Genomic DNA, 18,989 nt, shown 5'->3' with positions numbered 1-18,989 from the left:
CTTGAGGAGGTTTCCCCGTGAACACTCAACCCGCTGAATTTGAACTGTCCAGCAGGCCCACGAGGCCATGGGGCTTTCATGATGGCTGGGGCCGGAGCCTGGAGCGCCTGGTGAAGTGGGTGACCGAGGACATGGCCGATTGACCGCGCAGATCGACGCCATTTACCGCAGCGAATCACGCCGCGTGCTCGCGACGTTGATTCGCGTGCTGGGGGATTTCGACCTGGCCGAGGAGGCGCTGCACGAAGCATTTTTTGTCGCCGTGCAGCGCTGGCCCGGGGATGGCGTGCCGGATAATCCTCGTGCGTGGCTGGTGTCCACGGGCCGCTTCAAGGCCATCGACCGCTTGCGGCGTCAGTCGCGGTTCACCCCGTTATTGGAGGCGCAGGCCGACGCGCTGGAGGCCGCGCCGTGGAGTGATGAAGACGTGGAAGACGACCGCCTGCGCCTGGTATTCACGTGCTGCCACCCAGCGTTGGCAGCCGACGCCCAGGTTGCGCTGACCTTGCGCGAGATCTGCGACCTGAGCACCGAGGCCATCGCCCACGCTTTTCTTGCCACGCCCACCACCATTGCCCAACGCATCGTGCGCGCCAAGGGCAAGATCCGTGAGGCGAAAATCCCCTATCAAGTGCCGTCCCGAGCCAAATTGCCCGAGCGGTTGGACAGTGTGCTGCGGGTGATTTACCTGGTGTTCAACGAGGGCTATTCGGCCTCAGCGGGTGCCGACCTCACCCGTAAAGAGCTGACCCTGGAGGCCATTCGCCTGGGCCGTTTGCTGCTGGAGCTGCTGCCCGAGCCGGAAGTCATGGGCTTGCTGGCGTTGATGCTGCTGCACGAGTCGCGCCGGCCCGCCCGTACTTCTGCCAGCGGCGAACTGGTGCTGTTGGACGCTCAGGATCGTACGCTTTGGGACAGCGCCTTGATCGCTGAAGGCTGCGCACTGGTGGAGCAGGCGCTCACCACGCGGCGCTTTGGACCGTATTGCCTGCAGGCGGCGATTGCCGCCGTACACGCCGAGGCGCCCAGCGCGGGGCAAACCGATTGGCGGCAGATTGTCGGGCTCTACGATGTATTGCTCAGGGCTGTGCCGTCGCCGGTGATCGAGTTGAACCGTGCGGTGGCGGTAGCGATGGAGCAGGGGCCCTTGGCGGGGTTGGCGCTGGTAGACAACCTTTTGCAGCGCGGTGAGTTGCAGGACTACCACTTGGCGCATTCGGCGCGTGGGGAGTTTTGCCGGCAGTTGGGGCGGTTTGACGAAGCCCGCAGCGCGTACGAAAAAGCCTTGGCCCGGACCCAACAGGCGCCAGAAAAACGCTTCATCACGGGACGCCTCGCCGAACTCAATTCCCCCAGACAGTGACGATCCAACTGGGGGAGGGCGTAAGCCTAATACCTGTAGGAGCGAGCGTGCTCGCGAAAAACTCACCGACGCCGCGTTTCTTCAGGAAGCACGCGTTATCGTTGACGTTCTTCGCGAGCACGCTCGCTCCTACAGGCTCATTCCAGCATCTTCTCCAGCAACCAGCTCCCCGCAGGCCCCGGCGGCTGTTGCCGCGACCAAAGCGCATCCACCGCCACTGAACGCGGCCAACTGCGCACCTTGAGTTCAACCAACTGGTTGCCGCCAAAGCGCTCCACCAGCCAGCGCGGTATGGGTGCCCAACCAAAACCCAGCTGCGCCATTTCCATCAGCATCAGGTAACTGGGCGCCGACCAGACGCGTTGCGTGCCGCGGTTTTCATTGGGGTTGATGATGCTCGCCAAGCGCAACTCCCGGTGTTGTTGCAGGGTGTACGGGGCAACTTTTTCCAGGCTCGCCAACGGGTGTTTAGGCGAGACGAACAGCGCGATCTCCGTGCGTTCCTCCACGGGGGAAAACGTCAGGTCCGGCGGGTAGACTTCCTGTTGCTCGATAAACGCGATCTGCGCCCGGCCACTTTGCACCAGCGCGATCAGGTCTTCGCATTCCGCGATCAGGCATTCCAGCTCAAGGTCCGGGTAGCGTTGTTCGAAGGCGGTGAGGGCGACCTCGAACCGATCGGATTGGTAAGTATCGGACATGGCGATACTCAGCTTCGGCTCCAGGCCTTGCGATAACTGACTGGCCGCCAGCTCCAGGCGGCTACTGGCTTCCAGCACTTGCTCCGCCCGTTGCAGCAAAACATGCCCCGCAGGCGTGAGGGTCGGTTTGCGGCTGCTGCGGTCAAACAGCACCACGTCCAGGTCGATCTCAAGGCTGGCCACCGCCGCGCTCACGGTGGACTGGCTCTTGCCCAGCTTGCGCGCCGCCGCGGAAAACGAGCCTTGGGTGGCCGCCTGGACAAACGCCTGGAGCACTTCATGGGAGGCCATGACTATCGCCTTGATCGATGGTTAATGGTTATGAAGTATCGAGACAAAGCCTGATCATGGCAACCATCGTCACTCACGGAGCCGGATCATGACCCCTACCAAATCCCTTACTGAACGCGTTTTTCAAGCCCTTGGTTTCGAAGGGTTGGCCTTGTTGATCTGCACGCCACTGCTGGTGTGGATCACCGGCCGGCCGGCGCTGGAGATGGGCGCAGTGACCTTGGGCATCAGCCTGTTGGCACTGAGCTGGAACGTGGTGTTCAACAGCCTGTTCGACCGCCTTAAAACCCGCCTGCAACTGGCCAACGGCGGTTGGACCCGTGTGCTGCATGCGCTGCTGTTTGAAGGCGGCCTGATCCTCTTGGCGGTGCCGTTGATTGCCGCCTTGATGAAGATCAGCCTGCTGGAAGCCTTCATCCTCGACATTGGCGTGTTGCTGTTCTTCCTGCCGTACACCTACGTGTACCACTGGGGTTATGACGTGTTGCGCGAGAAATTCGCCGGTAAAACCCCAGTCACCCTGTAGGAGCGAGCTTGCTCGCGAAGATCGCCAACGATAACGCGGGACCTCTGGAAACACGCGGCGCTCTTGAGTTTTTCGCGAGCAAGCTCGCTCCTACAGAGGGGAAGCCGTTTAGAGGAACATCCCGCCCGACGCCTCGATCCGCTGGCCGGTGATCCAGTGGCTGCCCTCGGCCAGCAAGATCGAAATCGCGCCGCCAATGTCGTCCGGCAAGCCAGCGCGGCCCAGGGCGGTGTTGTTGGCCACCATCGTATTCACGTCGGTGTTATCGCGTACCGCGCCGCCGCCGAAGTCGGTGGCAATCGCACCCGGTGCCAGGGTGTTCACGGTAATCCCCCGTGGGCCGAGCTCTTTAGCCTGGTAGCGCGACAACACTTCCACCGCGCCTTTCATGGACGCGTAGGCCGCATAACCCGGCAGGCTGAAGCGTGCCAGGCCGCTGGAAATATTGATGATGCGCCCGCCGTCGTTGATCAACGGCAGCAGTTTTTGCGTGAGAAAAAACGGCGCCTTCACGTGGATCGCCACCAACTGGTCGAACTGGGCTTCGGTGGTCTCGACAAAGCTTGCGTGGGTGCCGACTCCGGCGTTGTTGATCAGGAAATCGAAGCGATCCACGGCGAACACATCCTTGAGCAACGTACCGATCTGGCCAACGAACGCATCGAAGGTCGCGCTCTGGCTTACATCCAATTGCAGCATGGCTGCGCGGCCGCCCAAGGCCTCTACTTGAGCAACCACGGCTTGGGCTTCGGCCGCTGCGCTGTGGTAGGTGCCGATGATGTCGATGCCTTGCGCAGCCAGGTGCAGGGCAGCGCTTTTGCCCAGGCCACGGCTGGCGCCGGTGATGAGTGCGATTTTACGGGTCATGGGGCAGTCCTCGAATGGGGTTAGTGGGACTGAGTGTATTTGTCCGGCCATTACGTGATAAACAGCGCTATAACGGAATCACTGGCCGGATAAGGCGAACAATCCATGAACAAGCTAGAGCTACTGCGTACCTTTGTGCGGGTGACGGAATTGTCGAGTTTCACGAAGGCCGGTGAAAGCCTCGGCCTGCCGCGCTCCACCGTGTCCGAGCATGTGCAGGCGCTGGAAGAACTGCTGGGTGCGCGGCTGTTGCAACGCACCACACGCAAGGTGCAAGCGACCCAGGATGGTCGTGTGCTGTACGAACGCAGCAAGGACCTGCTGGCGCACATGGAGGAATTGGAGGGCTTGTTTCGCCAGGATGAAACCCAACTGGCCGGGCGCATACGGGTGGACATGCCCAATGTCATGGCGCGAGGTTTGATTTTGCCGAACCTGCCCACCTTCATGGCGCGCCACCCGCTGATCGACATGGAGATCAGTTGTTCGGACCGCCAAGTGGACCTGATTGCCGAAGGGTTCGACTGCGTGGTGCGCGTCGGCGCCCAGCCCGATCAAACCGTGGTAGCGCGTCGGGTGTGCAGCATGCCGATGGTCAACTGCGCGAGCGCGGCGTACCTGCAACGGTATGGCGTGCCCAAAACCCTGGCAGACCTGGCGCATCACCAGTTGGTGCATTACGTGCGGCCACTGGGCGCACGCTCGGCCGGGTTCGAGTACCTGGTGGGCAACAAGGTGCAGCGGTTACCGATGGCAGGCCGAGTGACGGTCAACAGCACCGACGCCTATCAGTCGGCATGCCTGGGCGGGTTTGGCATCACCCAGGTGCCGCAGCTCGGGATACGCGACTTGTTGGCCAGCGGCGAGTTGGTGGCGGTGTTGCCCGACTACCAGGCGCCGCCCCTGGATGTGTCGTTGCTGTACGCCGGCCAGCGGCATTTGCCATTACGAGTGCGGGTGTTCATGGACTGGTTGGCCGCCACCCTGCACGCCCATCTCTAGCGGCGTGCCGACAACTGCTGCGGTGCCAGGAACGCGTCGTGGAAGTAATCCCGGAACGCTTGCATCGCTGGGGTAAACGCACGCTCGCGGTGCCAGGCCAGGCCGACGCTCATGGGCGTGACCGGGTCGGTGACGGTCAGGGTTTCGATGCGCTTGCCTTCCAGGGACCAGGGCCGGTGCACCAGGTCTGACAGGATCGCCACGCCGCTGCCGTTGGCAACCATGCTGCGCACCGCTTCCACCGAACTGGTGCGCAGCCGCACCTTGGGCGTTTGCCCGGCCTGTTCCCAGTAGCGCATGGCGCTGTGTTCGGCTTCATCGACGGTGAGCAAAATGTAGGGTTCTTGGGCCACGTCGGCCAGGCTCACGGCATCGCGTTCGCACAACGGGTGATGGCTGGGCAACCACAGGCGGCGCTCGGAGTTGAATAGAATTTCCGAGACGATATCTGCGTGGGTGAGGTTGGCGGTGAGCACCACGGCCATGTCGAACTGGCCATCGAGCAGGCCCTGTTCGATGGCCTGGCGTTCCTGTTCGAACACCTCGATGGTCACGTCCGGATGCCAGTGCTCCATGCGCTGTAAATGGTGCGGCAGGAAATAACCCAACACCGTGTAACTGGCCGCCACCCGCAGCACGCCGCTGGCGCGGTAGTCCGGCAACGGGCTGTTGAGGGCGTCCTCCACGCTGCGCACGATCACATAGGCACGGTTGAGAAAATGCCGCCCGGCGTCGGTGAGGTTCATGCCCTGGGCCGAGCGCACGAACAACTGCGCGCCGAGCATGGCTTCCAGCTCCTTGATCGCCGTGGTCACCGCTGATTGGGAGATGTTCAGGTGAATCGCCGCCTGAGAAATCTGGCCGATCTCGGCGGTGGCGACGAAGTAGCGAACCTGGCGCAAGGTAAGGGACATGAGCGATATCTGATTTTCAGAAGATGGGCCATCTGATAATAGATCTTCCCAAGGGGTCAAGCCCCAGCCTACTTTGCGGGCATCACCTTTGGCGGAGCGACCTCGATGCAGGCAGTGGATTTCAATTCAGACATGGGCGAAGGCTTTGGCCCCTGGACCATCGGCGACGGCGTCGACGCAGAGCTGATGGCCTACATCAGCTCGGCCAATATCGCCACCGGCTTTCACGCCGGCGACCCCGGCACCATGCGCCGCACCGTCGAGCGCGCCAAGCAACTGGGTGTGGCGATTGGCGCGCACCCAGGCTTTCGTGACCTGGTGGGTTTCGGTCGCCGGCATATCAACGCACCAGCCCAGGAACTGGTGGACGACATGCTCTACCAGCTCGGAGCCCTGCGTGAAATGGCCCGTGCCCAAGGCGTGACCCTGCAACATATCAAGCCTCACGGCGCGCTCTACATGCACCTGGCCCGCGATGAAGAGGCCGCCCGGCTGTTGGTGCAAAACCTGCAAATCATCGAGCCCACATTGTTGCTGTACTGCATGCCCAACTCGGTGGTCTGGCGCATTGCCAAGGAACTGGGGCAGCCGGTGGTGCGCGAGTTCTATGCCGACCGTGAATACGACCTGAGCGGCTCCATCGTGTTTACTCGCAACGTGCGGGCGCTGGACCCCGCCACGGTTGCAGCGCGGGTCTTGCGCGCCTGCCAGACCGGCCTGGTGCGTACCGTCGAAGGCGAAGACCTGGCGATTGAATTCGATTCCATCTGCCTGCACAGCGACACCCCCGGCGCCCTGGAACTGGTGGAGGCCACCCGTGCAGCCCTGGACCAGGCGTGCATCGACGTCAGAACACCCCAATAAGATCCAACCCTTACTTTTTTGCCTGCCTTTCTACAATGATTCCAAGAGGAACAGACATGGCTGAAACGTCCCCCATCCGCTACAGCTTCGGCGGTGATGAACACCTGTTTGCCGAGGTCAGCGACAGCATGTCCCTGGAGGCTTTTTTCAAGGGCATGGCGGTGACCCGCGCCGTGGAGCGCCTGGCGCTGGAAGGCGTACTGGATGTGTGCCTGGCCAATGCATCGTTCCAGATTCGCTTCGACCCCGACCGCATCGCCCCTCACGCGCTGCTCGACGCCGTGCAAAGCGCTGAAGCCCAGGCCGTGGCCGAGCGCACCTTGCGCACGCGCATCATCGAAATCCCGGTGCTCTATAACGACCCCTGGACTCACGAAACCCTGATGCGCTTTCGTGACCGCCACCAAGACCCCAGCGGCACCGACCTGGAATACGCCGCACGCATCAATGGCCTGGCCGACGTAAACGCGTTCATCGCCGCCCACAGTGGCGCGCCGTGGTTTGTGTCGATGGTCGGCTTTGTCGCGGGCTTGCCGTTCATGTTCCAGATGGTCGAACGCGAGCGGCAATTGCAGGTACCCAAATACCTGCGGCCACGCACCGACACACCGAAACTGACCCTGGGCCACGGCGGCTGCTTTGGCTGTATCTACTCGGTGCGAGGGGCGGGTGGTTACCAGATGTTCGGCGTTACCCCGGCACCGATCTACGACCCGGCGCAGCAGTTGGCGTACCTCAAGGCGCACATGGTGTTCTTCCGCCCTGGGGATATCGTGCAGTTCAAGCCGATAGACCGCGAGGCTTATGACCGGGCCGTCGCCGAGGTGGACGCCGGGCGTTTCGATTTACGCATTCGCCCGGTGGAATTTTCCCTGGATGCCTTTCTCGCCGACCCCATCGGCTATCCGAAAACCCTGCAGGAGGCGCTGGCATGATCAAGGTCCTCAAACCTGGCCTCGCCACCTCCGTGCAGGACCTGGGCCGTGAAGGCTATTACCACTTGGGCATCCCACCGTCGGGGGCGCTGGACCAATACGCGTTGAGTGCGGCCAACCACCTGGTGGGCAATCCCGTGGGTGCGGCGGGCCTGGAATGCACGTTGATCGGGCCGCAGCTGCAGTTCCAGCAGGACGCGCTGGTGGCCTTGAGCGGCGCCTTGATGTCGCCGCGCCTGGACGGCGAAGTGGTGCACCAGGACACCGCCTTTGCCGTGCGCGCCGGGCAGGTGCTGCGGTTCGAGTTTCCCAAGGCCGGCGCACGTACTTATCTTGCCGTCGCCGGCGGTATCGATGTGCCGTTGGTGCTCGGCAGCCGCTCCACCTACACCCTCGGCGCCCTCGGCGGGTTTAATGGCCGGCGCTTGCAGGAGGGCGATCAATTGCCGATCGGCACCGCCAGCGGTGCGGGGCGTGCGGGCAACAGCTTGCCGATGGCGTTGCGGCGTTCGGTCGGCGGCGACGTGACGTTGCGGGTGGTGCCGGGGCTGTATTACGAGCGCTTGACTGACGAAGCCAAAAGCAGCTTTTTTGCCGAACCGTGGACGGTGGGCTCCGAGGCCGATCGCATTGGCTATCGCTTCAAGGGCGGCAGCGCGTTGAGCTTCCAGCCACGGGAACAGCCGTTTGGCGCGGGCTCCGATCCATCCAACATCGTCGACAGTTGCTACCCGATTGGCTCGATTCAGGTACCGGCGGGGCTCGAACCGATTGTGCTGCACCGCGATGCGGTATCGGGCGGTGGCTACGCGATGATTGGCACGGTGATCAGCGCCGACCTGGACTTGATTGGGCAAATGCAGCCTAACCAGCGGGCGGGGTTTGTGGCGGTGAGTCTGGAGGAAGCTTTGGAGGCGCGGCGGGTGTACAAGAAGCGGCTCAAAGCGATGGCTGGACTCTTCAATCACTGAACATACGCATAACCCCTGTGGGAGCAGGCAAGCCAGCTCCCACAGTTGGGCTTATTTCAATTTGAGAATTTGCGAAAGGCCCAGCGCCCGGCGATCAGGGTGAAGGTTGCGACCAATGCCACCAATATCCAGAAGCCTTCCGGGTCTTGAGACAGGGGCACCCCCCCCACATTCATGCCAAAAAAGCCGGCAATGATGTTGATCGGCAGCGCCAGTACCGTCACCACCGTGAGGGTAAACAGCGTGCGGTTGCTCTGCTCATTGAGGTTGGCGGCGATCTCTTCCTGCAACAGCTTGATGCGCTCGCCCAGGGCGGTCAGGTCGTTGATGATCAGCGCAAACTCCTCGGTGGATTTGCGTAACTCCTTCACGTCTTCCTTTTGCAGCCATTGCGGCGGGCGATTGAGCAGGCGCAGCAGCGAGCCCGGTTCCAGCGCCAGCAGGCGTTGCAGGCGCACCAGCACGCGGCGGGCGGCGCCCAGTTCGGCACGGTTGGTGGACAGGCGCGAAGACAACAGCTGATCTTCGATATGGTCGACGCTGATACTGGTCTTGCGCACGATCTGCGTCAGCACTTCGCCTTGGTCGCGCAGCAGGTGCACCAACAGCTCCAAGGGAGAACGAAAGTGTTCGCCGGCCTTCACCGACGAGCGCAATTTGTCCACCGAGTGCAAAGGCTGCAGGCGCGCACTCACCAGCAAGCGGCTGCGGGCGCACACCCACAGCGTGGAAATATCCGACGACACCATGCTGCTGAAGTTGAACACCACATCGTTGACCACAGCCAGCAAGGCCGAGTCCACATGCTCGATGCGTGTGGAGCGCGAGCCCTCGTGCAGGGCTTCAAAAAACTCTTCCGGCAGCGACAAATGCGCCTGCATCCAGCGCTCGCAGGCGGCGTGCGCCAGGTTCAGGTGCAGCCACAGGAATTCTTCCGGGTCTGGCGGTTGCTGCAAGGCGGCGAGGGCGGTGGCGGAATCAATTTGTTGGCCTTTTTCGCCGGGGCGAAAGCGGAAACCGTAAAGCAGGCCAAACAGATCGGAATCCTGGTGGGCGTGGTCGATGCTGTGGTTCATGGCGACTCGCAGAGAAAGGGCCTGTAGGACGTTTCACAGGTTCCTAGGCGAATCATTGCAAGGCGGTATGACGGTTATGTGACGGTTTGAGGCGCGCATAAAAAAACGCGCCACCCGAAGGTGGCGCGTTTTTTGGGGATGCAACTCAGGTGTCTTGCTTGTTTTCCAGCACGGCACCGGTTTTGGCATCGAGCTTCACTTCAAAGCGCTTGCCGGTGGTATCGGTCAGGTCCACTTCGTAGACATACTGGTCGGCGACGCCGTGTTTGGTGTCCAGCTCAGTGTCAGTGATCGAAGCACCAGGGTGAGTTGCCACGGCTGCTGCGTTGAGCTTGTCGAAAGACATCACGGCGCCAGACTTGAGCAGGGCTTCGATATGATCCGGACGAACATCCGCCTGGGCCAAACCGGCAGTCAGGGTCAGGGCGGTGGCAGCGAACAGGGCAGTCAAAGTTTTCATGGTGTGTCCTCTTGGGTGAGCTGTTTAAGTGGCGCCAGATTAACCGGCGCAACTTAACTCATCCTTAATGGCTCACTGACACCAACGCCTTTAGTACTTATGGTCGTTGAGCAGGTCTTGCACGCTGGACGACGGCCAGCGCTTGTAGAACTTCAGCAGCTCGGCGGCGCGGTTGGTGAAGATGCCGTCGACGCCGGCTTTCATGACTTTCTCGAAGTCCACCGGCTCATCCACGGTATACACATGCACCAGCAGCCCTTTGTCGTGGGTCAGCTTGTTCATTTCCGGTTTCACCAGGTCGGTGTAGCTCTGGTCGCCGTGGTCGGTCAACTCTGCCGAGGGGCCGGTGCCGATGGCGCCGAGGCTTTTGGCTTCATCGACCCACTTTTCGAATTCGGCGGCGTCTTTGGGCTCTTGCTTGGCGTAGTAGGCGGCCTTGGTGGTTTCGCCAGACTCGGCGAAGGTCACTTTGGATTTGGGCTCGATACTGCCTTCACCCACCCACAACAGCAGGATTTTCGGGGTATTGGGCATTTCCTTCTGCAGCTCTTTGAGGCTGGCGGTTTCGAAGGTTTGCAGCACCACGCGGCCTTTGCCCTGGCCGACACCGGTATTGCTCTTGCCCAGCTTGGAACCGGCGGAGCTCAGCCAGCCTTTGTCCAGCAGCTTGTTTTTCAGGTCGGCTTCGATACCCGGGAACTGCTTGGGCTCTTTGGTCTCGATGTACAGGCCGGGTTTGTGCGAGGGGTTGCCTTCGGCGATCTTGATGATGTCGTCCAGGCTCTGAATCTTCAGGCCAACGAAACCAGGGCGCGCGCGGTCCGGGTAGGCGGCGTTGAACCAGCTGCCGGCGTCGAGGGTTTGCAGTTCTTTCCAGGTGAACTCGTTGGCGGGCGCGTCTTTGCGCTCGGGGAACTTGGTGGCGACGTCGGTGGTGCGCTGCAGGTTGTTGTCGTGCAGGGCGAACAGCACGCCATCTTTGCTGCGTTGCAGGTCCAGTTCCAGGTAGTCGGCGCCCAGGTCGCGTGCAACCTTGTAGGCCGCGGCGGTGGATTCAGGCGCGTCATAGGAAGCGCCACGGTGAGCGATCACGGCGGGATAGGGGATGCCTTCGTTTGTCGCCAATTCGGCCGGGCTGACCGGCTCGGCGGCCTGTGCCTGGCCAAGGCCGAGCATCAGCGCCAGCAGCAAGGCGCTTTTGGAAAACGTGACAGGCATATGCGAAGTCCTTTCGTGGAGGTAACTTTGAGAAGGTGTCCTTTTTAACAATTGATTGCGAACGGCGCTATCACCAAACCGACATTAACGTGCGCACCGGCCAATTTTGTGGACTTTTTTGCAGGGCGTTGCAGTATTCTTACGGGTAGCTGCCCCGTCAGAGGGCGGTATTTTTTGCCACGCGTGTAAACCATCTTTCCAGTCCCTGTGGGACTTTTCAGTGAGGTTTACCATGCGCATCACTTCCGAGCTTATCTGCCAGGCCGCCGACCAACTCCAGGGATTTGTCGGCCTCAACCGCAAGACCGGCCAGTACATCGTACGTTTCAGCGAAGACTCATTCGGCATGGACGTGGCTGATGACGGCATCATCCCTACAGCCGAGTTCGTCTGGCTGCCGGCCGCCGACCACACCATGACTCTGTGCCGAGCGCGCCTGCAGTTGTTGCTCGACCAGAATATCGACGACCGCATCAACATCACCGAGCCGCTACGCGTGTATATGCGCCGGGTAGAGATCCCGCAGATCAGCGCGTTGCGTAGTTTGGTGAGCTAGTCGTCCGTCATTTTGCAAGCGATGACGAGCAAATGTGGGAGCTGGCTTGCCTGCGATGGCGGCCTGCCAGCCGACACTTATCTACCTGACACCCCGCGGTCAAAACTGTGGGAGCGGGCTTGCTCGCGAAGGCGGTCTGGCAGTCAACACAGTTGGACCGGGTACATATCCGTTATTTAGGTAACGGCCACCTAGGGTTCCGCCCTGACGGCGGCTCACTTTCGAAAAGCGCGAAAGTAAGCAAAGCGCTCTTGCCCCACCACTCGGCACCTCGCTTAGGCTCGGTGTGCCCGTAATCCGCCAGTGATTTGGGGGGCCGCCGCCACGCGCCATCCATGGCGCGGGGCGGCTAAACCGGCATCCCTGCCGGTTTACCCCCCCAAATCCCTGTCGAATTCCGGCCAGCGTGGTTTAACGGGGCGCCTGAGATCAAGATCACAAGCAGATCAAGAGCAAGATCAAGAGCGGCTCGCTTCGCATCGTGGTTACCGTTGGCTGCTACAACCTACAAGATTGTGTAGATACCTGTGGTCATCGCAGGCAAGCCAGTTCACACAAGGGGCAGTATTTCAAGTGGGGAAGGTGTAGGCCCGCTCTACCTTGCACACTCGCGTGTGAAACGCCGCATACCAAGTGGCCCGCCCTTGCTCGCGCACCTGCCGATGCTCGGCCTGCTGTTTCCAGGCCAGGATCGCCGCCTCGCTGGTCCAATAGGACACGGTGATTCCCAGCCCATCCTCCCGCGCTGATTCCACCCCCAGAAACCCCGGTTGTTGCCTGGCCAGTTCCAGCATACGTGTGGCGGCTTCGCCATAACCCTGATCGCCATCCGTACGCAGCGAGCTAAAAATCACCGCGTAATACGGTGGGGCGGGTGTCTTGGCGATCATGCCGATACGTCCTGGCAGGCGTTGAGCAGCGCAATCGCCAGCGGCGGCGTGATGCCCTTGAGCGCGGCGCGTTCGGGCTGGAACAGGGTGGCGACGAAGAACGGGTGGTCGAGCAGTTCCACCGCGCGCAGGTCGCCCGCCGAATCGTGGCCGGTGGGGATCAGGTTGGCTTGCAGCAGGGCGTCGGCGAAGGTGGGGTTGATGCCGTAGCGGCAGCGGTATCCTTCGTGGATAGCCAGGCTGCCGTAGGCCTGGGCAATGCGCGTGTATGGGGCCAGGCGCACGGTGTCGCTCACTTCCACCAGGGAGCAGTCCAGCGGCGTGATGACGGCGCGCTCAGCATCCGGTACTAATTCGCCGTGCTGGGCATCGGCCCAACCGAGCACGTTGCGGGCATATTCCAGCACGGCATGTTGAAAACCGCCGCAGGTGCCGAGGAAAGGCCGACCTTGTTCGCGGGCAAAACGGATCGCCCGCAGGGCGCCGTCGACATCGCGATAGGGGCTGCCGGGCACGCACCAGAAGCCGTCAAAGTCGTGCAGGGCAGAAGTGCAGGTGAGGGTGTCGGTGGCCAGCCATTGCACCTGGACACTCAGGCCCAGAGCGTCGGCGGCCTGTTGCAGGGCCACGGGAATGGCCTGGTGGGCGGTCACATCGGGGTGGTAGTCACCGATCAGGGCAAGGTGCAGCGCGGGGGTTGGCATCGTGTACGTCCCATGGCTTGTGGTGGGTTGATACCCACTATAGATTGGCGCTCACGCAATCAATATTGGCATTTGCCCACATGTTCAATGCAGCCACGCACTATCAAATCGACTACGCTGACCTGTCATTGATCCTGGCCCTGGTGCGCGGCGGCACTCTGGCGCGGGCGGCGGCGTTGCTGCGGGTGGATGTGTCCACGGTGTTCCGTGCGGTGCGACGGCTGGAGGCGGCGCTGGGCCAGACCCTGTTTGAAAAAAGCCGTGCCGGTTATTTGCCCACCAGCCTGGCGAGCAACCTGGCACAACAGGCCGAGCGTGCCGAGCAGGCGCTGGAGGCGGCGCGCATTGGCGTGGAGCAGGGCGGTGAAGTGATCAGCGGCACCGTGCGCCTGACCTGCACCGACTCGGTGTTGCAAGGCTTGCTGTTGCCGGCCCTCGCGCAGTTCATGCCGGCCTACCCGGCGTTGACCCTGGAACTGAGCACCTCCAATGACTTCGCCAACCTCAGCCGCCGCGATGCGGATATCGCCCTGCGCCTGACGAAGGCGCCGCCAGCGCATCTTGTCGGACGCTGCCTGGGGCCGGTGACCTATCAGGTGTGTGCCAGTGCCGACTATGCGCGCCAGCACCCAGGCCATGACTGGGCCGACCTGGCCTGGATCGCGCCAGACGACTTTTTACCCGATCACCCCACCGTCATCTGGCGTCGTGAACATTTGCCGGGCGTGCGTCCCCGTTATCGGTGCAACAGCATGCAGTCTGTGACCGAGTTGGTAAGGGCTGGATTGGGCGTGGCGGCACTGCCGGATTTTCTCATGGGCGATGGCCTTCAACCGCTGGGCCCTGCGCTGGCAGGGCACGATACGGCGCTGTGGTTGTTGACGCGGCCTGATTGCCGGGCGTTGCGCTCGGTGGTGACGCTGTTTGATGAGCTGGGGCGGCATGTGCGCTGGCTGCGAAGTTAACCTTCAGACAGCCAGCGCCAATGGGTCAGCGATTACCTCGCTCGTTCGCAAACGCGCTCACCGCTTGTACCGCCTCGCCGGTGCCTTCGCGAATCTGCAGGATCACCGTGCCGGCCTGGTTGGCCAGTTCCACACCCTGGGCGGCGCGGTCGCGGGTGGCGTCCATGCTGTCGATGGCTTGGCGGGTTTCGTCCTGGATCATGGCGATCATGCCGGAGATTTCGGCGGTGGAGCCGCTGGTGCGCGCCGCCAGTTGCCGTACTTCATCGGCCACCACGGCAAAGCCACGGCCCTGCTCGCCGGCGCGGGCCGCTTCAATAGCCGCGTTGAGGGCCAGCAGGTTGGTCTGGTCAGCAATGCCGCGAATGGTATTGACGATGGCGGTGATCTGTTGCGAGCGCTCGCCCAGCTTGGCGATCAGTTGCGAAGAGGTGTCGATATCCACGGCAATTTCGCGCATGCCGGTGGCGGTTTTCTGAATCACCTCGGCGCCTTTTTCCGCCATCTCCTGGGTGTTCAACGACAGGTGATAAGCCTGTGCGGCGCTTTGTGCGTCGGCGGCATGCTGTAGCACGCGGGCGGTGACGTCCGAGGCGAACTTCACCACTTTGCACAGGCGCCCGCTGGCGTCGTACACCGGGTTGTAGTTGGCTTCCAGCCACACCACCTGGCCGTGTTTGTCCACCCGCTCGAACTGGCCATTGAACAGCTCGCCCTGGTTCAAGCGCTTCCAGAACTCGCTGTAGGCCGCACTGTTGGCCAGCTCGGGCGTGCAAAACAGGCGATGATGCTTGCCCTGGATCTGCGCCAGGCTGTAGCCCATGCGCTGCAGGAAATTGCCGTTGGCGGTGATGATGGTGCCGTCGAGGTTGAACTCGATCATCGCCATGGCGCGGTCGATGGCTTCGAGCTTGGCGTTGGCTTCGCTTTCGGCCTGCAGGCGCGGGGTGACGTCCATGGCGTATTTCACCACTTTGATCACGTTCCCCGCTTCATCCCGTACCGGGTTATAGCTGGCTTCCAGCCACACCGAGGCACCGTTGGCGCCTACTCGTTCAAAGGTGCCCGACTGGAATTGGCCGTTGCGCAGGTGTGTCCACAGCTGGTTGTAATCCGCGCTGCGGGCGAACGCCGGGGTACAGAACATCCGGTGGGGCTGGCCCAGGATCTGTTCGGCGCGGTAACCCATGGTCTTGAAGAAGTTGTCATTGGCGCGCAGCACGGTGCCTTGCAGGTCGAATTCGATCACGGCCATGGAGCGCTCAATGGCGTCCAGCAGGCTGGTCTGTTGGGCAAGGCTGTGTTGCAGGGTACTGATGGTTTTCTTGTGAGTGTGAAATAGCATGGTGGAGGGCTCGGGCATGCAAGCGTATGCGGGGTCCATGTATTTGCGCCTGACCCCGTAGGGCCCCTGGCCTTACGGTTGACTTGCTCATTGCCAGCTTCCTGATGCTGACAGAGGGGGTGGAACAACGGTCTCAGAGTGATCAATCGGCCTGGAAGTTCGCCCATCAGGCAGGACTATTTTGGCCAGGCGACCAATGGCGGCATTATGCTATTGCAGCAGGTGGACGGAGCAAGATTCGGACGAGTTGTCATCAGACAACTCAGGCTGAATGAGCGGCCGTGCATTCGCTGACCTTGACGCGGTTGCGGCCGCTGTTTTTGGCGGTGTACAACGCGCGATCCGCCGCATCGAGCCACATGACCGCGTCCTTGAACGACGGGTGGAAATCCGCCAGGCCAATGCTCAGGCTGACGCGCAGGTCGGGGATCTGCGCATGACGATAGCCGCTGAAGGTTTCGCGTAGATGTTCCATCACCTGGGCAGCGGCGTGCAGGGGCATTTTCGGCAGAATCACACAGAACTCATCGCCGCCGTAGCGGCCGGCCAGGTCTTCTTCGCGCAAGTGTTCGCGCAGCGCTTGGCTCAACTGGCGCAGTACCGCGTCACCGACGGTGTGGCCATGCACGTCGTTGATGTGCTTGAAGTGGTCGATATCGATCAAGGCAATGGTCGCTTGGCCCTGTTGCTGCTGGCACTTGTGAAACTTGAGGTTGAGCAGGTCTTTCCATGAACCATGGTTGAGCAGGCCGGTAAGGCTGTCGACGCGGCTCAGGGCGCTGAGGGCGCGTTTGTGTTCCGACAGTTTGATCGCCAACTGGTAACAGACCATGCCGATGGCCATCGGGTAGAGCGTCAGCATCGGCAGGCAGGTGTAGACCTCGGTGAGGCTGACGCTGGGGTCGAACTTGACGCCGAACAGACCCCAGGCCACCGCGATACCGGCCGCCTGTGCCAGCAACCCGCGCAGGAACAGGCGTTTGCCACCGGCTGCGACGTTGTTCATGGCCATCATCGACAGAATGGTCACCGCTGTCAGTGGTGAAAACTGGGCGGCAGCGGCCCAGAAACCGCCCAGCACCGAGTCATACAGCAGGTTGCGTTGTTCGGCCTGGTAGGGAAACGGCGAGTGGGTGGAAATCAGGTACGCCACGTGCGGCCAGGCAATGCCGTTGAACAACAGCAACGCCCAGACCCAACTGGGCATCGACAAGGGATACAACGCGCCGATCACGCTGATGCTGCCGATACCCAGGCCGATAATCCTTGGCGTGTAGATTCGCCTGGCAAATGAAAGCCCTTTGCCTCGTCTGTTTTCCATAGTGTCCTGGGTCAACTTTTTTTTGCGGGTGCAACAGCACGCGTCAACGGGCAGAGCCGGTGGTCGGATAAGAAAGGTGAATTGTCGATTATTCCCGTGGGATTAATCAGTGTCCTTCCAGGCCATTTGCGCAAAACAGCGGGTAAATACGCCAGAAACGACCTTAAATGTCGCGCCTGCAACAGGGCTTACTGGGGCGGGCGCTGCGTGCTGGCTTCGTAACCGGCGAGAAACAGGTCGATGGCCGATTCGATGACGTGGGCCTGTGCGACAAGGTCGAGGGTGGGCTGGCCGAGGGTGATTTGCGGCCAGAACGCAAAAGCCTTGAGCAGGCTTTGGATCTGATGGGCAGCGAACGCCGGGTCGGTGCAGGTGAGGCGGCCGTCTTCCTGAGCGGCGCGTACCCATTGGGTAAAGCCTTCTTCCCGTGCGCTGAGGCGGTTGACCATGTCTTGCGCACGCTCCGGCGAATGGATGGTGGCAGCAATGGCCACGCGTGCCAGGTCGAGGAAGTTGGCGTCCGACATCATCTGCATTTTCGCTTCCAGCAACGTGCGCAGTTGGTCGCGCAGGGGGCGGTCGCTGGTGTAGATCACGTCCAGTTGGGCAACACTGCTGGCCCACAACTGGTGGAGGATCTCAGCGAACAGTTCTTCCTTGCTGGGGAAATGGTTGTACACCGTGCGCTTGGAAACGCCCGCAGTGGCGGCGATTTTGTCCATGCTGGTGACCTCGAAGCCGTTCTCGCGAAATTCGGCAATCGCCGCCGCCACGATGGCTTCGCGTTTACGCTCGGTGAGGCGTTTGGGGGCAGTCATGGAAGGCATTCGACTCAACAATGAAATTACACCGGGCAGTTTACTTGCTCCGGATTTTGTTGCAATCTAGAAACTACACTGTGCAGTGTAATACTTGAGCGGACCGCAGGAGTCACTTCGTCATGGCCACTATTTCAACCCGTCTCGACCCTGCGCCCTCGGCGCCCAAGCCTGCCGAGCAGGGCCTGGGGCACTTCAGCAACGACGCCCCGGTGCAGCACGGTGGCTTGGGCAAGACCCTGCGTATTTTCTGGAACATGCTGTTCAACAAACCGCGCACCACCCGGCCGGTGGGGCAGATTCCGGTACAGCCACTGACTCGCGAGCAGTTATTGGCCGCACCTGATCACAGCGTGTATCGCCTGGGCCATTCAACGGTGTTGCTGAAAATGCGCGGTAAATTCTGGGTCACCGACCCGGTGTTTGCCGAGCGCGCCTCGCCATTGCGTTGGGCCGGCCCCAAGCGTTTTCATCAGCCGCCGATCAGTCTTGAAGAGCTGCCAGCGCTGGAAGCGGTAATCCTTTCCCACAATCATTACGACCATCTCGACCGCAAAGCAGTGGTCCAATTGGCCGAAAAGACCCGCTACTTCCTGGCGCCCTTGGGCGTGGGTGACACGCTGGTCAAATGGGGCGTAGACGCCAGCAAAGTACGCCAACTGGAGTGGTGGCAGGGTACCGAAGTCGATGGCGTTCGTTTTGTCTGCACGCCGGCCCAGCACTTTTCCGGGCGCGGCCTGTTTGATGGCAACCAGACCCTATGGTGCTCCTGGGTGATGATCGACGACACGCGACGTATCTTTTTCAGTGGCGACACCGGCTATTTCGACGGTTTCAAACGCATCGGCGAGCAATACGGGCCGTTTGACCTAACCCTGATGGAAACCGGCGCTTACAATGTTGATTGGCCCCATGTGCACATGCAGCCTGAGCAGACACTGCAGGCGCATATCGATCTGAAAGGGCGCTGGCTGCTGCCGATTCACAACGGTACCTTCGATCTGGCCTTCCACGCCTGGCACGAACCGTTCGACCGCATCATGGCCCTGGCCTGGGAGCGCAATGTCTCGATCACCACCCCGGCAATGGGCCAGGCATTTCGCTTGAATCAGCCCGAGCGTGGGCATGCCTGGTGGTTGGAAGTCGAGCCTCAACCGGTTAACGAACACGCAGCAGGCTGAGCCGAAAACCCGCTTGGAAAA

At 61.5% G+C, this 18,989-nt stretch carries 21 protein-coding genes; 10 read left to right on the top strand and 11 right to left on the bottom strand.

Annotated features, from left to right (window positions below; translation table 11 throughout):
* The first annotated feature begins 17 nt into the window (after positions 1-17).
* Together N2A98_RS20435 and N2A98_RS20430 are read left to right on the top strand one after the other, a co-directional pair.
* On the top strand, positions 18-143 hold the full coding sequence (locus N2A98_RS20435) for a hypothetical protein (protein ID WP_256557798.1): 126 nt from the start codon (positions 18-20) through the stop codon (positions 141-143).
* Complete coding sequence (locus N2A98_RS20430) at positions 140-1,363, top strand: RNA polymerase sigma factor (protein ID WP_275622568.1); 1,224 nt, start codon at positions 140-142, stop codon at positions 1,361-1,363. Before N2A98_RS20435 ends, N2A98_RS20430 begins: the two co-directional genes overlap by 4 nt.
* Positions 1,364-1,500: 137 nt before the next feature.
* Here N2A98_RS20430 and N2A98_RS20425 read toward each other — a convergent pair whose 3' ends face one another.
* Positions 1,501-2,355 carry a LysR family transcriptional regulator gene (locus tag N2A98_RS20425; protein WP_044273178.1) on the bottom strand — a complete coding sequence of 285 codons (855 nt, stop codon included), beginning with the start codon at positions 2,353-2,355 and terminating at the stop codon, positions 1,501-1,503.
* Positions 2,356-2,443: 88 nt separating this feature from the next.
* Here N2A98_RS20425 and N2A98_RS20420 point away from each other — a divergent pair, with 88 nt between their 5' ends.
* Positions 2,444-2,881, top strand: coding sequence for a multidrug/biocide efflux PACE transporter (locus tag N2A98_RS20420; RefSeq protein WP_044273180.1), 438 nt, complete (start codon positions 2,444-2,446; stop codon positions 2,879-2,881).
* A gap of 108 nt (positions 2,882-2,989) precedes the next feature.
* Here the strand turns inward: N2A98_RS20420 and N2A98_RS20415 are convergent, their stop codons facing one another.
* Entirely contained in the window at positions 2,990-3,748 is a 759-nt protein-coding gene (locus N2A98_RS20415; protein WP_044273181.1) for an SDR family oxidoreductase, read from the bottom strand.
* Positions 3,749-3,853: 105 nt separating this feature from the next.
* Here N2A98_RS20415 and N2A98_RS20410 point away from each other — a divergent pair, with 105 nt between their 5' ends.
* A complete protein-coding gene (locus tag N2A98_RS20410; protein ID WP_044273182.1) occupies positions 3,854-4,750 on the top strand; it encodes a LysR family transcriptional regulator in 897 nt (298 codons plus the stop codon).
* Here N2A98_RS20410 and N2A98_RS20405 read toward each other — a convergent pair.
* On the bottom strand, positions 4,747-5,664 hold the full coding sequence (locus N2A98_RS20405) for a LysR family transcriptional regulator (protein WP_275622567.1): 918 nt from the start codon (positions 5,662-5,664) through the stop codon (positions 4,747-4,749). The two genes, N2A98_RS20410 and N2A98_RS20405, sit on opposite strands and share 4 nt — an antisense overlap.
* A 105-nt stretch (positions 5,665-5,769) precedes the next feature.
* On the opposite strand from N2A98_RS20405, the gene N2A98_RS20400 reads away from it, so the two are divergent.
* From N2A98_RS20400 to N2A98_RS20390, 3 genes are read left to right on the top strand one after another with little or no spacing between them, the layout of a single operon-like run.
* Positions 5,770-6,528 carry a 5-oxoprolinase subunit PxpA gene (locus tag N2A98_RS20400; RefSeq protein WP_275622566.1) on the top strand — a complete coding sequence of 253 codons (759 nt, stop codon included), beginning with the start codon at positions 5,770-5,772 and terminating at the stop codon, positions 6,526-6,528.
* A gap of 56 nt (positions 6,529-6,584) precedes the next feature.
* Positions 6,585-7,463, top strand: coding sequence for an allophanate hydrolase subunit 1 (locus N2A98_RS20395; protein WP_003193682.1), 879 nt, complete (start codon positions 6,585-6,587; stop codon positions 7,461-7,463).
* Positions 7,460-8,434, top strand: coding sequence for a biotin-dependent carboxyltransferase family protein (locus N2A98_RS20390; RefSeq protein WP_044273185.1), 975 nt, complete (start codon positions 7,460-7,462; stop codon positions 8,432-8,434). The genes N2A98_RS20395 and N2A98_RS20390 overlap by 4 nt, the downstream gene beginning before the upstream one ends.
* Before the next feature lie 56 nt (positions 8,435-8,490).
* Here the strand turns inward: N2A98_RS20390 and N2A98_RS20385 are convergent, their stop codons facing one another.
* The 3 genes from N2A98_RS20385 to N2A98_RS20375 form a co-directional block, all read right to left on the bottom strand.
* On the bottom strand, positions 8,491-9,510 hold the full coding sequence (locus N2A98_RS20385) for a transporter (protein ID WP_003193678.1): 1,020 nt from the start codon (positions 9,508-9,510) through the stop codon (positions 8,491-8,493).
* Between the two features lie 145 nt (positions 9,511-9,655).
* Positions 9,656-9,970 carry a PepSY domain-containing protein gene (locus tag N2A98_RS20380; protein ID WP_032895608.1) on the bottom strand — a complete coding sequence of 105 codons (315 nt, stop codon included), beginning with the start codon at positions 9,968-9,970 and terminating at the stop codon, positions 9,656-9,658.
* A gap of 90 nt (positions 9,971-10,060) precedes the next feature.
* The gene (locus tag N2A98_RS20375) at positions 10,061-11,188 is read right to left on the bottom strand and encodes a glycerophosphodiester phosphodiesterase family protein (RefSeq protein WP_044273186.1); all 1,128 of its coding nucleotides are present in this window, start codon (positions 11,186-11,188) and stop codon (positions 10,061-10,063) included.
* Between the two features lie 232 nt (positions 11,189-11,420).
* On the opposite strand from N2A98_RS20375, the gene N2A98_RS20370 reads away from it, so the two are divergent.
* Positions 11,421-11,744, top strand: coding sequence for a DUF2025 family protein (locus N2A98_RS20370; protein WP_032895610.1), 324 nt, complete (start codon positions 11,421-11,423; stop codon positions 11,742-11,744).
* 569 nt (positions 11,745-12,313) lie between these two features.
* On the opposite strand, the gene N2A98_RS20365 is transcribed toward N2A98_RS20370, so the two are convergent.
* Together N2A98_RS20365 and N2A98_RS20360 are read right to left on the bottom strand one after the other, a co-directional pair.
* Positions 12,314-12,634 carry an antibiotic biosynthesis monooxygenase gene (locus tag N2A98_RS20365; protein ID WP_047711623.1) on the bottom strand — a complete coding sequence of 107 codons (321 nt, stop codon included), beginning with the start codon at positions 12,632-12,634 and terminating at the stop codon, positions 12,314-12,316.
* Positions 12,631-13,338: a CTP synthase gene (locus N2A98_RS20360; protein WP_275622565.1), complete on the bottom strand. Its 708-nt coding sequence runs from the start codon at positions 13,336-13,338 to the stop codon at positions 12,631-12,633. Before N2A98_RS20360 ends, N2A98_RS20365 begins: the two co-directional genes overlap by 4 nt.
* A gap of 80 nt (positions 13,339-13,418) precedes the next feature.
* Between N2A98_RS20360 and N2A98_RS20355 the strand changes: the two genes are divergently transcribed.
* A complete protein-coding gene (locus tag N2A98_RS20355; RefSeq protein WP_044273615.1) occupies positions 13,419-14,303 on the top strand; it encodes a LysR family transcriptional regulator in 885 nt (294 codons plus the stop codon).
* A 25-nt stretch (positions 14,304-14,328) separates the two neighbouring features.
* On the opposite strand, the gene N2A98_RS20350 is transcribed toward N2A98_RS20355, so the two are convergent.
* The 3 genes from N2A98_RS20350 to N2A98_RS20340 form a co-directional block, all read right to left on the bottom strand.
* Complete coding sequence (locus N2A98_RS20350) at positions 14,329-15,648, bottom strand: PAS domain-containing methyl-accepting chemotaxis protein (RefSeq protein WP_069558635.1); 1,320 nt, start codon at positions 15,646-15,648, stop codon at positions 14,329-14,331.
* Positions 15,649-15,910: 262 nt separating this feature from the next.
* Complete coding sequence (locus N2A98_RS20345; protein WP_275622564.1) at positions 15,911-16,969, bottom strand: diguanylate cyclase; 1,059 nt, start codon at positions 16,967-16,969, stop codon at positions 15,911-15,913.
* Between the two features lie 188 nt (positions 16,970-17,157).
* Positions 17,158-17,787: a TetR/AcrR family transcriptional regulator gene (locus N2A98_RS20340; protein WP_032895616.1), complete on the bottom strand. Its 630-nt coding sequence runs from the start codon at positions 17,785-17,787 to the stop codon at positions 17,158-17,160.
* A gap of 122 nt (positions 17,788-17,909) precedes the next feature.
* Here N2A98_RS20340 and N2A98_RS20335 point away from each other — a divergent pair, with 122 nt between their 5' ends.
* Positions 17,910-18,968, top strand: coding sequence for an MBL fold metallo-hydrolase (locus tag N2A98_RS20335; protein WP_078803661.1), 1,059 nt, complete (start codon positions 17,910-17,912; stop codon positions 18,966-18,968).
* Positions 18,969-18,989 lie beyond the last annotated feature (21 nt).

Source organism: Pseudomonas sp. FJ2-5-13 (assembly GCF_029201605.1).
GTDB lineage: Bacteria > Pseudomonadota > Gammaproteobacteria > Pseudomonadales > Pseudomonadaceae > Aquipseudomonas > Aquipseudomonas lactis.
This window is presented reverse-complemented; position numbering and strand designations above follow the sequence as displayed.

Bases quoted from the DNA above. Each gene is read 5' to 3' on its own strand.
- N2A98_RS20425 (WP_044273178.1), bottom strand. From the start codon at position 2,355: ATGGCCTCCCATGAAGTGCTCCAGGCGTTTGTCCAGGCGGCCACCCAA.
- N2A98_RS20420 (WP_044273180.1), top strand. From the start codon at position 2,444: ATGACCCCTACCAAATCCCTTACTGAACGCGTTTTTCAAGCCCTTGGT.
- N2A98_RS20415 (WP_044273181.1), bottom strand. From the start codon at position 3,748: ATGACCCGTAAAATCGCACTCATCACCGGCGCCAGCCGTGGCCTGGGC.
- N2A98_RS20410 (WP_044273182.1), top strand. From the start codon at position 3,854: ATGAACAAGCTAGAGCTACTGCGTACCTTTGTGCGGGTGACGGAATTG.
- N2A98_RS20405 (WP_275622567.1), bottom strand. From the start codon at position 5,664: ATGTCCCTTACCTTGCGCCAGGTTCGCTACTTCGTCGCCACCGCCGAG.
- N2A98_RS20400 (WP_275622566.1), top strand. From the start codon at position 5,770: ATGCAGGCAGTGGATTTCAATTCAGACATGGGCGAAGGCTTTGGCCCC.
- N2A98_RS20395 (WP_003193682.1), top strand. From the start codon at position 6,585: ATGGCTGAAACGTCCCCCATCCGCTACAGCTTCGGCGGTGATGAACAC.
- N2A98_RS20390 (WP_044273185.1), top strand. From the start codon at position 7,460: ATGATCAAGGTCCTCAAACCTGGCCTCGCCACCTCCGTGCAGGACCTG.
- N2A98_RS20385 (WP_003193678.1), bottom strand. From the start codon at position 9,510: ATGAACCACAGCATCGACCACGCCCACCAGGATTCCGATCTGTTTGGC.
- N2A98_RS20380 (WP_032895608.1), bottom strand. From the start codon at position 9,970: ATGAAAACTTTGACTGCCCTGTTCGCTGCCACCGCCCTGACCCTGACT.
- N2A98_RS20375 (WP_044273186.1), bottom strand. From the start codon at position 11,188: ATGCCTGTCACGTTTTCCAAAAGCGCCTTGCTGCTGGCGCTGATGCTC.
- N2A98_RS20370 (WP_032895610.1), top strand. From the start codon at position 11,421: ATGCGCATCACTTCCGAGCTTATCTGCCAGGCCGCCGACCAACTCCAG.
- N2A98_RS20365 (WP_047711623.1), bottom strand. From the start codon at position 12,634: ATGATCGCCAAGACACCCGCCCCACCGTATTACGCGGTGATTTTTAGC.
- N2A98_RS20360 (WP_275622565.1), bottom strand. From the start codon at position 13,338: ATGCCAACCCCCGCGCTGCACCTTGCCCTGATCGGTGACTACCACCCC.
- N2A98_RS20355 (WP_044273615.1), top strand. From the start codon at position 13,419: ATGTTCAATGCAGCCACGCACTATCAAATCGACTACGCTGACCTGTCA.
- N2A98_RS20350 (WP_069558635.1), bottom strand. From the start codon at position 15,648: ATGCTATTTCACACTCACAAGAAAACCATCAGTACCCTGCAACACAGC.
- N2A98_RS20345 (WP_275622564.1), bottom strand. From the start codon at position 16,969: ATGGAAAACAGACGAGGCAAAGGGCTTTCATTTGCCAGGCGAATCTAC.
- N2A98_RS20340 (WP_032895616.1), bottom strand. From the start codon at position 17,787: ATGACTGCCCCCAAACGCCTCACCGAGCGTAAACGCGAAGCCATCGTG.
- N2A98_RS20335 (WP_078803661.1), top strand. From the start codon at position 17,910: ATGGCCACTATTTCAACCCGTCTCGACCCTGCGCCCTCGGCGCCCAAG.